Here is a 13,397-nt window from a genome sequence, read left to right as displayed (position 1 = left end):
GGGCGGCATTCAGAGGGCTTCGATGGCAGTCCGGGTGATCAAACGGGCACGCTGGTCGGCGGCGAGCAGGCCGCCAAGTGTATCGGCAGGCTCGACCGGGAGTGTTGAGAGCGCGTTATCCACCAAGGCAGGAATGGCCAGAAAGCCTACCCTTCCCTGAAGAAACGCTGAAACAGCCTCTTCATTGGCCGCGTTCAGCACCGCCGGCGCCGTGCCGCCGGCCCGCATCGCGTGCCAGGCCAAGGCCAGGCACGGGAATGCGTCGGTATCGGGGGCTTCGAAGTCCAGCCGACCCTGGCGCAGCAGATCCAGCCCGCCAACGCCGGCGTCGATGCGCTGCGGCCAGCCCAGGCCCACGGCCAGGGTGGTGCGCATGTCCGGCAGGCCCAGTTGCGCCAGCGTGGACCCGTCCACGAACTCCACCAACGAGTGCACCAGACTCTGCGGATGCACCAGTACCTCGATGCGCGCGGCGGGCACCCCGAACAGGTGGTGGGCTTCGATGACTTCCAGCCCCTTGTTCATCAGGGTGGCTGAATCGACCGAAATCTTGGGGCCCATCGACCATTTCGGGTGGGCAACGGCTTGCGCCGGGGTGACCTGCTCCAGCTCGGCGCGGCTGCGGCCACGGAAGGGGCCCCCGGATGCGGTCAGAAGGATGCGGCGCACGCCGGCCCCGTCCAGGCTGGCATCGCGCGAGCGCAGGCACTGGAAGATGGCGCTATGTTCGCTGTCGATCGGGATGATCTCGGCGTCTACCTGCTGCGCGGTGCGCATCAGCAGTTCGCCGGCCAGCACCAGCGATTCCTTGTTGGCCAGCAGGATGCGTTTGCCGGCCCGCGCGGCGGCCAGCGTGGACGACAGCCCGGCCGCACCAACGATCGCGGCGATCACCGTATCGCAGGTGTCTCCGGCAGCCAGTGCATCCAGGGCGGCATCGCCGGCGTGGGCGGTGGTTGCCAGGCCGGCGTCGCGCAGGCCGTCGCGCAGGCGTGCATACAGCGCTTCATCGGCGATCACCGCATGCAGGGGACGATGTGCGCGGCACAGGGCCAGCAACGCATCGACCTGCGAGCCGGCCGCCAGCACCGTGGGCTGGAACCGGTCCGGGTGACGGGCGATGACATCCAGCGCAGAGGCGCCGATGGAGCCGGTGGCGCCGAAGACGGCGACACGGCGCAGGGCAGGGGAGGCGTGCATGGTCAGAGCCCGAAGATTTCCTTGCCGATGGCGAACACCGGCAGGGCGGCCAACACGCCGTCAACCCGGTCCAGCACGCCGCCATGGCCGGGGATGATGTGGCCGGAGTCCTTGGCGCCCGCGTGGCGCTTGAGCAGGCTCTCGAACAGGTCGCCCAGCACCGAGGCGAACACCGCCACGGTGGTCACCAGCAGCAGCCACGGCAGCTGCGCCACGGTGACCAGCGTCCAGTCGGCCACGCCGAAGCCCAGGCCGAAGGCGGTCGCGACGATCAGACCGGCGATCAGGCCGCCGAACAGGCCTTCCCAGGTCTTGTTGGGGCTGATGCGCGGCGCCAGCTTGTGCTTGCCGAAGGTGCGGCCCGCGAAGTAGGCCCCGGAGTCGGCAGCCCACACCACGGCCAGCGCGGTCAGCAGCCACAGGTGGCCCTGGTCACTGGAGGCGTGCAGCAGCACCAGCGAGGCCCAGGCCGGCAGCACCGCCAACGTGCCGGCGAGCAGCTTGAGGGCGCGCGCATGGCTGTCCGGCTGCGCGCCGAAGTTGAAGAAACGCAGCCACAGCAGGGCCAGCAGCCACCAGCCGACACCGATCAGGGCGGCGACGCGGAACAGGAACAGCGACGCATCGCGGTCCCAGACCACCAGCACCATCAGCACGAGGTTGAGCAGCAGCAGGGTGGTGCGGGCCAGCGTGTCTTCCACGCCGGCCAGCTTCAGCCACTCCCACAGGCCGATCAGGAACACCGCGGCGGCGGCAGCGGCGAGCCACTGGCTGGGCAGCAGCAGGATGGCGGCAATGGCCGTCGGCGCCATGATCAGCGCGGCGAGGACTCGGGTCTTGGTCATGGGCTGGACGTCTCGGTGGCGAGAGCGGCGATCTGGGCGCTGGTCAGCCCGAAGCGGCGCTCACGGCTGGCATAGGTGTCCAGGGCAAGCTGCAGCTGGTCGGCATCGAAATCCGGCCACAGCACGTCGGTGAACCACAGCTCGGTGTAGGCAAGCTGCCAGAGCAGGAAATTGCTGATGCGGGTGTCACCGCCGGTACGGATGAACAGGTCCGGCGCCGGCATGTCCGCCAGGGCGACATGCGTGCCGAGCAGATGCTCGTCGATCTGTTCCGGCAGCAGGCGTCCGGCAGCCACTTCCTGCGCCAGGATGCGCGCGGCCCGTGCGATATCCTGGCGGCCACCGTAGCTGGCGGCGATGCACAGGGTCATGGCACGGTTGTCCGCGGTGCGTTGCTCGGCCAGCTGCATGCGGCTGACCAGCGAAGCGCCGAAGCGCTCGCGCTCGCCGATGAAACGCACGCGCACGCCGCGCCGATGCAGCTCGTCCACTTCGCGATCCAATGCGTGCAGGAACAGCTTCATCAATGACTGTACTTCGTCGTCCGGGCGGCCCCAGTTCTCGCTGGAAAACGCGAACAGGGTGAGCGCCGGAATACCGAGTTCCAGGCAACGGTCGATGGTGCGGTTGACCGCGCGCGCGCCGGCGCGATGGCCGATCATGCGCGGGCGGCGGCGCTGCTGTGCCCAACGCCCGTTGCCATCCATGATGACGGCAACGTGGCGCGGCAGCGCGCTTGGCAACGGTGGAGGGACTGAAGGCATCTGCTTCAGACCGCCATCAGTTCCTTTTCCTTCTCGGCAACCACCTTGTCGACGTCCTTGATGCTGTTGTCGGTCAGCTTCTGGATGTCGTCTTCGGCGCGCTTCTTGTCGTCCTCGGTGATTTCCTTGTCCTTGAGCAGCTTGGCCACTTCCTGGTTGGCATCACGACGGATGTTGCGGATGGAAACCTTGGTTTCTTCGCCTTCCTTGCCCACGGTCTTGGCCAGCTCCTTGCGGCGCTCTTCGGTGAGCGGCGGCAGGTTGAGGCGGATGACGGTGCCGACCACGGTCGGGGTCAGGCCCAGGTCGGACGCGTAGATCGACTTCTCGACCGCGGCGACGAGGCCTTTGTCGAACACCGAGATCACCAGCGAGCGGCCTTCAGAAACGCTGATGGAGGCCACGTTGTCCAGCGGGGACTGCGTGCCGTAGGCCAGCACCGAAATGCCATTCAACAGCGCCGGCGAGGCGCGGCCGGTGCGGATGGCTGTCAGGGTTTGACGCAGAGCTTCGATGCTCTTGGTCATGCGCTCGCGCGCGTTCTGCTTGATGTCGTTGAGCATCGCCCGATCCTGGGTAGTACTGGAATCGGGCGATTATAGGCGAATAGGGCCCCAGCCGGGACCGTGCGGCCCCGTTCGTGCATCCGCCGCTCAGTTGGCCGGCGTGTTGCGGCCGCGCACCAGGGTGCCGATGTTCTCGCCGTGCAGGATCTTCAGCAGTTCGCCCGGCTGGCTCATGTCGAACACGCGCAGCGGCAGGTCGCTGTCGCGCGCCAGTGCGAAGGCGGCGGTGTCCATCACCTCCAGGCCGCGGGTGATGACATCGTCGTAGGTCAGGCTGTCGAAGCGCACGGCGTCGTCGTACTTGTTCGGGTCTTTGTCGTAGACGCCATCGACCTTGGTGGCCTTCAGCAGCAGGTCGGCACCGATCTCGATGGCGCGCAGGGCGGCACCCGAATCGGTGGTGAAGAAGGGGCTGCCCACGCCGGCGGCGAAAATCACCAGACGGCCCTTTTCCAGGTGCCGGATGGCGCGGCGGCGGATGTAGTCCTCGCACACGTCGTTGATCTTGATCGCGCTCATCACCCGCGCCTTGGCGCCGACTTTCTCGAGCGCATCCTGCATCGCCAGGGCGTTGATCACCGTGGCCAGCATGCCCATCTGGTCGCCGGTTACCCGGTCCATGCCGCCCGCTGCCAGGCCGGCGCCGCGGAAGATGTTGCCGCCGCCGATGACCAGGGCGATCTCCGCGCCCGCCTGCTGCGCTTCGATGACTTCACGGGCGAGGCGGTTGATGACCTTGGGGTCGATGCCGTAGTCCTCGTCTCCCATCAGCGCCTCCCCGGAAAGTTTCAACAGGATGCGGCGATAGGTGAGCTTGGACATGGGGGCCTCGGTATGCGTGAATTCCCGGCAGATTCTACTGGCAAGCGGGCCCCCGCTGTAGTCTTTTCGTGCACTGCGGCATGTGCAGCGCCGCCAGGGCGGTGTGCTGGCGAGCCTGGGTTCAGGCCGCGCTGCCGCTTTCCATCGTGGCCCGGGTGAACGGCTCGTCGCTGGGCGAGCGGGCGATGACGCGGTTGCGGCCCAGGTTCTTGGAGCGGTACAGCACGTCATCGGCAGCGCGCAGCAGGTCCTGCACATCGGCGAAACGCTCGTAGCCCCCTTGGGTCGCGACGCCGGCGGAGAACGTGACGAACAGTGGGCCGCCTTCGCTCATGGCCATCGGCGTGATGACGATGCTGGCCAGTACACGGCGGATCACATCCAGCGCGACCGATTCGGTGGTATTCGGCAGCAGCGCGACGAACTCTTCGCCACCAAAGCGCGCGACCGTATCGCTGGTGCGCAGCTTGCCCTGCAGGTTGCCGGCGAACTCGCGCAGCACTTCGTCGCCGGTCAGGTGACCATGCGCGTCGTTGATCTTCTTGAAATCGTCCAGGTCGATGAAGGCCACAGACAGCGGCCAGCCGTGCCGCGTCGCGCGCAGGAATTCCTGCTCCAGCACGGCTTCCAGCTGGCGGCGGTTGAGGACGCCGGTCAGTGCATCGCGGTGCGCCTGCTCGGTCAGCCGCTTGGCGCGCGCTTCGAACTCATCAGCGCGGCGACGGGCCTGCTCGGCATCCTGCAGCTGACGCAGGTTGCGCAGCGTGGCCAGTTCCTGTGCGTGGTCGATGAGCAGCTGTACGCGCGTGGGCGTGGTGGGGGCGGTGTCGAACAGGCTGGCGATGGTCGGCAGCGCCTCGCTGATTTTTGCCAGCACCTGGTCGAACTGCGCACTGTCCAGGCCAAGCCGCGCATGTACCTGCGCCAAGGCGCGCTCGCGGGCCGCGTCAGGATCGGTGTCGAGCCAGATGTCCGCCACGGTACCGGAGAGCTGCACACAGGCCTGGAAATGGTCGTCGGACAGCGTGGCGTCCTCGCTGTGGGCGATGGAGTCGGCAAGGTAGCGCGGCAGGTCCCACTGGCCGGCCATCCATGTGCCGACGTCCGCATGCGTGCACTGCAGCTGCGTGCGCTCGGCGGCCAGCAGGGCGGCGTTGTCATCCGCCTCGCGCAGCAGCGGCGGGTAGGTATCCGCATGTGACTGCAGCAGGGCGAGGATGCCGATATCCTGCAGCAGGCCGGCCAGCATCAGTTCTTCCAGTCGGCGCAGGCCGCGGGCCTGGCCAAGCTGGCTGGCGGCCAGCGCACTGAGGATGCTGCGACGCCAGACGCGTTCGCGCAGGTCATGGCCATTGCCGCTGTCGCGGGCCAGCAGGCCCTGGGTCACGGTGAATCCAAGGGCAAGGCTGATGGTCGCGTTCAGGCCCAGCATGGTCAGCGCCTGGCCGAGATTTTCTATCCGGCGGCGGCTGGCATACAGCGGCGAATTGGCGATGCGCAGCATGCGAGCACTCAGCGCCATGTCGATGGCGATGATGTCGGCGGCGGTGGTGATGTCCGCTTCGGGATCCTGGGCAAGTTCGATGATGCGCAGGGCAATGCCGGGGGGCGACGGAAGATTGCGGCAGAGCGCCAGGACGGCTGTCAGCTCAGGAGGCATATCGGGTCGTTCATTCAAATGTGGCGGGAGAGGGGTTCCGTCACAGATCTGCGTAATGCCCCTTGCACCCTACGAACTCCCCTGGAAAGAGTATCGGTCCGAACGCCACATAACGCAAAGGCGCCGCGGTGGGTAGCGCCGACCGACGGTCGGCGAGCGCAGCGGCGTTCGAGGATCCTGCCAAGCATGGCGCGGCGATAGCGGACGCGACCGGCATCGTGGGAAACAAAAAAAAGCCGCGCAGAGCGCGGCTTTTCCGTGAATCAGGTCAACCGGGCGATCAGGCCAGGCCAGCCTGCTTCATCACTTCGGCGGCGTAGTCTTCCACCACCTTCTCGATGCCTTCGCCGACGGCCAGACGCTGGAAGCCGATCACTTCGGCGCCCGCGGCCTTCAGTACCTGCTCGACCGACTGGTTGGTGTCCAGCACGTACGGCTGGCCGTACAGGGTCACTTCGTTGACGATCTTGGCGATCTTGCCGCTGATGATCTTCTCGAGGATGTCGGCCGGCTTGGCCTTGTCCTTATCGGTCATCTTGGCCAGCTCGATTTCCTTTTCCTTGGCAACGAACTCGGCCGGCACATCGGCCGCCTTGTTGTGCGGCGGGTTCATCGCTGCCACGTGCATGGCCAGGCCACGGGCCAGCTCGGCGTCGCCGCCGGCCAGTTCCACCAGCACGCCGATGCGGCCACCGTGGACGTAGGCCGCCACGTTGTGGGTGCTTTCCAGGCGCACGATACGACGCACGTCGACCTTCTCACCGACCTTGGCGATCACCGCAGCGCGGGTCTCGTTGATGGTCTCGCCCGACGCCAGCTTGACGTTGTTCAGGGTTGCGATGTCGGCAGCGCCCGAGGACAGTGCGGCAGCAACGACCGAATCGGCGAAGTTGGTGAAGTTCTCATCCTTGGCGACGAAGTCGGTTTCGGAGTTGATTTCGACCAGCACCGCGGTGCCGCCGTTCTGTGCAGCGCGGATGATGCCTTCGGCCGCAACGCGGTCAGCCTTCTTGTCGGCCTTGGCCAGACCCGACTTGCGCAGCGCTTCGATGGACAGCTCGATGTCGCCGTTGTTTTCGACGAGCGCCTTCTTGCACTCCATCATGCCGGCGCCGGTGCGCTCGCGCAGTTCCTTGACCAGGGAAGCAGTGATTTCCATGGGATTTCCTCAGAAAGAAAGGGGTTGGGCCGGCATGATGGCCGGCCCGTATGACATGGCCCTGTCAGCCGCCAGTGGCGACATGCAGGGGAGGTGGGCGCAGGGCGCCCACCGGGGGCCTGGATCAGGCCTGGGCTTCGCCCGACTTCTTCTCGGCAGCCTTCTTGGCCGGAGCGCGACGGGCCGGCTTGGCCTCTTCGCCTTCAGCGGCAGCGTCGGCGAACTCTTCTTCGCGCACGGTGGCCGAATGCGGGGCAGCCGCCTTGCCTTCCAGCACGGAGTCAGCCGCAGCGCGGGCGTACAGCTGCACGGCGCGGATGGCATCGTCGTTGCCCGGGATGGCGTAATCGACCAGTTCCGGGTTGTAGTTGGTATCAACCACGGCGATCACCGGGATGCCGAGCTTCTTGGCTTCCTTGATGGCGATGTCTTCGTGGCCGATATCGATGACGAAGATCGCATCGGGCAGACGGTTCATGTCCTTGATGCCGCCCAGCGAGGCTTCCAGCTTGTCGCGCTCGCGACGCAGGCCCAGCACTTCGTGCTTGACCAGCTTCTCGAAGCTGCCGTCGTTCTCACCGGCTTCCAGTTCCTTCAGGCGGGCAACCGACTGCTTCACGGTACGGAAGTTGGTCAGGGTGCCGCCCAGCCAACGCTGGTTCATGAACGGCATGCCGCAACGCTCGGCTTCTTCGCGGATCGACTCGCGTGCGCTGCGCTTGGTGCCCAGGAACAGGATGATGCCGCGCTTCTGTGCGATCGAGGAGATGAAGTTCATCGCATCGTTGAACAGCGGGACGGTCTTTTCCAGGTTGATGATGTGGATCTTGCCGCGGGCACCGAAGATGTACGGAGCCATTTTCGGGTTCCAGTAACGGGTCTGGTGGCCGAAATGGACGCCGGCTTCAAGCATCTGGCGCATGGTGATCTGGGGCATTGCATTACTCCTGACAGGGAACCTGCGTGCACCGATGTCCCCTGGAGGACGCCCGCGGAAAGTGTGCGGGACGGCGCGGGCGCGCATGAATGGTTCCGGGGTTGGGCTTCCCCATCGTCTCCGTGGCCGAACCCCTTGCGGGGCACCCCGGCACGGATCGGGACGATGGGTGTGGATTCACCGGTGACGTCCGGTGTGGGCGATGTCCCGCGCACGGATGCGGCAGGAATCCGCGGATTATAGCCCGCTGCTGGCGGCCACTGCAATCTCGGCAAGGAGCCCGCTATCGGCGCCATCGCGTCGGGCCTGGAACCGCCCGCCTGCATAGTGGTCAGCCCGCTGTGGCAGGTCCCAGCACACCGAGGCGCCGGGCAGTACATAGCCGGCCAGCCCGGACTGCAACACCTGGATCCCGCCGTCGCGATCAACGAAAGCCAGATCGGCCAGCCGCGCCCTGCGCAGGTCCGCATTATGCAGATACAGGCAGGAGGCGTCCGCGGTGCGACGTTGCACGCCTGCCTGCAGGGTCGCCTTGCCAGTCGGCCCCGCAGGTGTGATGAACAAGGGCAGTGAGTACCGGGGCAGCCGCAGGTCGGTGGGTTCCACCAGCACGCGATACGCGCGTTCGGCGCCTGCGGGAAGGGGGTGTGGCAGCACCAGCCGGATACGTTGGCGCGTGCCACCCGGGAGGCGTGGCAGGGCAGGGCTGGCGACCACGTCCGCGCTTGGCTGCAGGGCATCGCGTCCTTCGGTCTGCACCCAGTGCAGGATCTGGATCCGGCCGGCCCACGGCTCAGGGCCGGGGTTGCCCAGCCAGAGTTCCCCCTGGGCCTGCCCCTGTGCCAGCTGCAGCGTGGTCGGTTGAAGTTCCAGTGCCAGGGTGCGCGGCGCAACGCCGGTCGCTGCCAACAAGGCGAGGGTGGCGGCAACGGGCACGCGCTGCCGCATCAGAACACCACCGTGTCCGCGCCGCGCTCGCTGCGTTCGCCGGGGCGCTGTGGCGGTGCGAGGCGTTGCAGCTGTGCGGGGAAGCGCGCCGGTTCGCCGCGCCGGTGCGGCGCGCTGCACTGCACGCGGCTGTCGGTCGGGGCCGTCCGGGCCGGTGCGGGATCGGTGCAGCTTTCCACGATCTGCATGCGCAGGCGCAGCGTGTCCGACGCCGAAGCGCCAGCGCCGGCTGCGTACAGGACGGCCATGGCGGCCAGGAGGCCCCGCCCTGTGTGATGACCCATCCTCGTTCTCCTGCAGCCGATACCTGACGGGATATCGGCTGTGACAGAGCGCGCTTTAACCCGCAACGAGGACGGTTGATCAGTAGGTGATGGTCACCGTTATCCGATCACTGTAGTTGCCGGCCGCCGGTAGGGCGCCGCTGGTGGCGGGGGCACGTCCGTGGATGGTGATCTGCTGGGCAACGCCGGTGCCGGTGCCGGCGACGGTATCGGTACCGATCGCGTTGCCCCAGCGCTGGGTACGCGCGGCATTGCGGTACAGCTCGTAGGGAATGAAGGCGGTGCTGCTGGTGGCATGGCGCATCCGGCGCGTGCCTGCGGATGCGTACAGGCCGTTGTCCAGGGAGACGTTGAACGGCGTGCGGCGCACGCAGGTGAGGGTCAGCTGGGCGGTCTGGTCGATGGCGCTGCCGATGCGTCCTGCCGCGCTGCCGAAATCCATGTCGGTCACCAGATAGCTGCCGCACTGGGGCAGCACCGTGGCGGTGGCGGTGAAAGGAAAGCTGTTGATGGCGGTCTTGCGGTTGGTGGCGGCCGGGGCGGTGCAGCTGGCCGGCATGGTCGGTGTGCCGATGACTACTTCGTTGTAGGCATAGGTCAAGGTGACATTGGCCTGGTTGAAGCTGCTGCTGTAGGTGCCCGTGGCCAACGACTGGTTGGCGGGGACAAGGCCGTACACGGTGGTGGATGTGGTGGTGCTGCCGCCGAGCAGGGGGGCGGAGTAGCTGATCTGCAGGTCCTGCGCGGGCGGCGCACCTCCCTGCAACAGGCCCCACGGAACCTGGTGCGCCGCGTCGGTGTACAGCTGGAACGCCAGCGTATCGCCGCTGGCATTGGCCAGTTGCCGGGTTGGCAGAAGGGTGGTGCCGGCGCTGCCGCTGCCGATGCCCACGCACAGGCGCACACGGACATTGGCCAGCAGGGTCAGTCCGCTGGTGGCACACGTGATGCTGATGCCCATGCTGGCGGGCGTGGGCGAGCCCGCCATGTTGCCCACATTACCGAAGGCCACGGCTGTGGCGGTGGCGGTGCATGTCGTGTCGGCGTGGGCAGCACGCGGCCAGGCCAACAGCATGAGCAGCATCAGGATGCCGGGCAGCCCCATGCGGTTCATTGCACGTCCCCGTCGGCCACCGGCTGGCAGACAAGCGGGCCGAGGCGTGGAATGGCACCGTCGGCTGCCACCGGGAGGGGCGGTACGGCAAGCACGCAGCGTCCTTCGCTGGTGGCGATGTCCAACCTGCCGTTGCTGGGCAGGTCCTGGATGTACAGCGCGCCGTCATAGCCGACCACGGCGTCACCCTGGTCGCCAAACCGCGCCACGCTCCCTGCGGGCAGCGGTTGCCCGGCGACATCGTGCACGACCAGCTGCGCCGCGCGACTGCGCCGCAATCCGAAGCTCACGCCCAGTCCGGCGCCCTGGCTCGGCGTCACCCAATCGTCCACGCGCTCGGCGGCGATGTCTGCCGGCAGGCCCAGGGTATCGATGGACAGGCGGTTGCGCTGCCAGGACAGCAGCGGGCTGACCAGCAGCAGGCCGCGTCGGTTGGTGATGCCGACGGGACGGTTTTCCAGCCGCACGGGCACGCCTTCGATGCCCCCCGTGGACACCACCGCGAAGGCATCGTTGACCTCGCGCGCGGCGAACAGGTGGCCGCCCATCCACACCAGCGCGCCACCGGCGTTGGCGTAGCCATAGGTGCTGCCGCCCTCATGCACCGCCCCCAGCGCGTAGCGGCCGGTCGGGGTCAGCCAGCCGGCCTCTGCGAGCCCGCCGGTGCCGCGGTCACCCTGGCGCGCCTGCACGCGCCAGCCCATGCCATTGCCACCCCCGTCGCCGGGCACGGGTTGCGAGACGTCCACGCTGTACAGCGCGTCGCCCCCGTTGTGCTGCACGGCGGCGCTGGCTTGTCGGTCACGCCCCAAGGTCGTCGCCAGCGAGGCGTAGATGCTGCGGTCGCCGCCGTCGCTCAGGTTCTGATTCACCGACACATAGGCCGACCAGCGCTGGGCGAAGGTGCGCGACCAGAACACGCTGGCGTAGCGGTCGTCCTGGCCTTCCGCCTGGCGCAAGCGCAGGTAGCTGGCACTGAACGCACCCAGCCGGTCCAGGCTGACGCCGAACGTGGCCTGCTCGGTGATGTCCGCTGGCAGGCTGTCCTGCAGCGCGCCCAGGTCGCGGTAATCGCCGTGGGTGCGGCGACTGAGCAGGTTGAGGTTGTAGCGCCGGTTGTTCCAGTTGTAGCCCACCGAGTACTGCCCGCCCTCCAGCGCCCCCAGCGCGCTGCGTGCATAGGCCAGGGTGACCACCCCGGCGCGACCTGCCAGCCAGCCGCCGCCCACCCCGGCCGTGCGCAGCCCGCCACCGGCCTCGGCATGGGCTTCGGCGGTGAACCGGTCGCTGACGCCATGCCGCCAGGTCGCGCTGGCCAGGGTGCGGTTGTCGTAGGCGAAAGAACGCACCCCGTAGTCTTCGCGCAGACGGCCCACGCCCACTGACCAGTCGGTCAGGCCCCGCGCCAGCAGTTGCTGGGTGCCATAGAAATCGAAGTCCACGGTGCGCGTGCGTCCGAACGCATCCGTGATGACCACCTGCGCGGTGCCGGTGCCGCTGATGCCCGGCTGCGTCGCCAGCTGGAACGGGCCTACCGGCACGGCCCCGCTGTATTGGCGCAGCCCGTCCACGTACAGCTCGACGTTGCTGGGCACCACGGCCTGGCCAAGGAAGCTGGGCGTCGGCGATAACACGCGGTAGGGCTGCAGGCCGTAGTTGCGCCCGATCTGCAATCCGCCCATGCGCACCGGACGACTCCAGTCGAGAAAGCCGCTGTAAAAATCGCCGACTTCCAGCGTGACCGCCTGCTGCGGGAAATCCAGGGTCCAACGTGTGTCCAGGCGCACGCTGTCGCTGCGCCAACGTCGCGCGTCACCGTCCTGGAACCTGCGCTGCAGGGCAAGGTTGGACAACGTGCCACGGCCGATGCCGAACAGACGTACTTCCGATGTCAGCGCCAGGCTGGACAGATCTGCCACGTGCGTGCCGTAGAGATCGTAATTGAGCAGGACGCCGGGGCTGGAGCTGGCCACGGGAATGTCCGCCGGGCGTGCGCCCACTGCCGTGGTGGGCAACTGCAACGCGTCCAGCGGCGCATCCAGCGCGAGCGTCTGCATGCGCGCGTCATAACGCACCTGTACGCCCATCAACTGGTCCAGATAGACCGGTGCATCACCGCGCGCGGGAAAGCCGAGCTGGCGCAGCACCTGGGGACTGGCCTGCAGTCGCCCGTGGTCGTCGGTGAAGGGCAGCAGGCCGCGAGGTGCCTGGTTCAGGCTGACCTCCAGGTACAGCGACTGGCTGGCGGTGAGCGGGGTGGGAGGCGGCAACAGCGCGTCCGGCATGGCGCCGGTGGCGACCACGTCGGCGGCGTGGGCGCTCGCCGGCACCAGGCCGAGCAGGATGCGCATGGCGGCCTCAGCGAGCCGGTGCCGTCGCAGGCAGCGGCGTCTGCGCCGGTTCGCCATTTATCTTCGCCGAGAACGAGGCCGCTTCCGGCAGGGAGGCGGTGTCCAGTGTCCAGTGCATGACCTGACCGGGCAGGACATAGCCCACCAGGCCCGGCCGTACGATCCGGGGGCGCCGTGGATCACCCAGCGCCACGTCGGCCAGCTGGGCATGGCCATCCCCCTCGTTGCGTACCTCGATACCCGGGCTGCCATCGGCCATGGGGAGGGGGCGCGCGCTCAGCCGGGGCTGCAGCTTGGCGGCGTCAGCCGGCTGCAGGAACAGGGGGACGGAATAGCGCAGCACGAACTGCATGCCCTTGGCATCCGGATCCAAGCGGGGGAGTTCGTCAACGACCACCCGGTACGCGCGCTGGCGCGTCTCATCCGTTTCTCCCATGCGCACCAGCCGCACCAGCTGCTGCTGTCCCGCGGCGATGTCATGCACCGGGGGGCTGGGCTGGATATCCCGCGTTTCGAGCAACTGGTCCTGTCCGTCGGACTGTAGCCACTGGAAGACGCGCACCTGCACCTGCATGGGGGCCGTGCCGGTATTGGTCAGCCACAGCGCCTCGCTGGTCTGGCCCGGGCGCAGCTCGATCCGCGTGGGCGCCACCTGCAGGCTGGCGGCAAGCGCGTCGAGCGGGATAAGCAGCGCGCACAGCGCCGCCAGGCCGATGGTGTGCCATCGGCATCGTTCAATGACCATCG

Annotated in this window: 13 protein-coding genes; all 13 read right to left on the bottom strand. The window is 67.6% G+C overall.

Annotation, left to right across the window (positions count from 1 at the left end; all coding sequences use genetic code 11):
- Positions 1-9 precede the first annotated feature (9 nt).
- The 13 genes from dxr to ICJ04_RS12550 all read right to left on the bottom strand — a co-directional run bounded on the left by dxr (position 10) and on the right by ICJ04_RS12550 (position 13,395).
- Positions 10-1,200 (bottom strand): 1-deoxy-D-xylulose-5-phosphate reductoisomerase, encoded by a 1,191-nt coding sequence (dxr, locus tag ICJ04_RS12610; RefSeq protein ID WP_188324576.1) that lies wholly within the window; start codon positions 1,198-1,200, stop codon positions 10-12.
- Positions 1,201-1,202: 2 nt separating this feature from the next.
- Positions 1,203-2,045 (bottom strand): phosphatidate cytidylyltransferase, encoded by an 843-nt coding sequence (locus tag ICJ04_RS12605; protein ID WP_188324575.1) that lies wholly within the window; start codon positions 2,043-2,045, stop codon positions 1,203-1,205.
- Positions 2,042-2,809 (bottom strand): polyprenyl diphosphate synthase, encoded by a 768-nt coding sequence (uppS, locus tag ICJ04_RS12600; RefSeq protein WP_188324574.1) that lies wholly within the window; start codon positions 2,807-2,809, stop codon positions 2,042-2,044. Before uppS ends, ICJ04_RS12605 begins: the two co-directional genes overlap by 4 nt.
- A 5-nt stretch (positions 2,810-2,814) precedes the next feature.
- Complete coding sequence (gene frr, locus ICJ04_RS12595; protein WP_188324573.1) at positions 2,815-3,372, bottom strand: ribosome recycling factor; 558 nt, start codon at positions 3,370-3,372, stop codon at positions 2,815-2,817.
- Between the two features lie 90 nt (positions 3,373-3,462).
- Entirely contained in the window at positions 3,463-4,197 is a 735-nt protein-coding gene (gene pyrH, locus ICJ04_RS12590) for a UMP kinase (protein ID WP_188324572.1), read from the bottom strand.
- A gap of 121 nt (positions 4,198-4,318) precedes the next feature.
- Positions 4,319-5,857, bottom strand: a complete 1,539-nt coding sequence (locus tag ICJ04_RS12585; RefSeq protein WP_188324571.1) for a GGDEF domain-containing protein — start codon at positions 5,855-5,857, stop codon at positions 4,319-4,321.
- A 280-nt stretch (positions 5,858-6,137) separates the two neighbouring features.
- Complete coding sequence (gene tsf, locus ICJ04_RS12580) at positions 6,138-7,016, bottom strand: translation elongation factor Ts (RefSeq protein WP_188324570.1); 879 nt, start codon at positions 7,014-7,016, stop codon at positions 6,138-6,140.
- A gap of 124 nt (positions 7,017-7,140) precedes the next feature.
- Complete coding sequence (gene rpsB, locus ICJ04_RS12575; RefSeq protein ID WP_188324569.1) at positions 7,141-7,953, bottom strand: 30S ribosomal protein S2; 813 nt, start codon at positions 7,951-7,953, stop codon at positions 7,141-7,143.
- Positions 7,954-8,190: 237 nt separating this feature from the next.
- Complete coding sequence (locus ICJ04_RS12570) at positions 8,191-8,901, bottom strand: fimbria/pilus periplasmic chaperone (RefSeq protein ID WP_188324568.1); 711 nt, start codon at positions 8,899-8,901, stop codon at positions 8,191-8,193.
- Positions 8,901-9,185, bottom strand: a complete 285-nt coding sequence (locus tag ICJ04_RS12565) for a hypothetical protein (protein ID WP_188324567.1) — start codon at positions 9,183-9,185, stop codon at positions 8,901-8,903. Before ICJ04_RS12565 ends, ICJ04_RS12570 begins: the two co-directional genes overlap by 1 nt.
- A gap of 79 nt (positions 9,186-9,264) precedes the next feature.
- Positions 9,265-10,299, bottom strand: a complete 1,035-nt coding sequence (locus tag ICJ04_RS12560; protein ID WP_188324566.1) for a spore coat protein U domain-containing protein — start codon at positions 10,297-10,299, stop codon at positions 9,265-9,267.
- Positions 10,296-12,650 (bottom strand): fimbria/pilus outer membrane usher protein, encoded by a 2,355-nt coding sequence (locus ICJ04_RS12555; protein ID WP_188324565.1) that lies wholly within the window; start codon positions 12,648-12,650, stop codon positions 10,296-10,298. Before ICJ04_RS12555 ends, ICJ04_RS12560 begins: the two co-directional genes overlap by 4 nt.
- Before the next feature lie 7 nt (positions 12,651-12,657).
- On the bottom strand, positions 12,658-13,395 hold the full coding sequence (locus ICJ04_RS12550; protein ID WP_188324564.1) for a molecular chaperone: 738 nt from the start codon (positions 13,393-13,395) through the stop codon (positions 12,658-12,660).
- Between the last annotated feature and the right edge of the window lie 2 nt (positions 13,396-13,397).

The organism is Stenotrophomonas sp. 169 (assembly GCF_014621775.1).
Lineage (GTDB): Bacteria > Pseudomonadota > Gammaproteobacteria > Xanthomonadales > Xanthomonadaceae > Stenotrophomonas.
The sequence above is the reverse complement of the archived record's forward strand: the minus strand, read 5'-3'. Positions and strand labels throughout refer to the sequence as shown.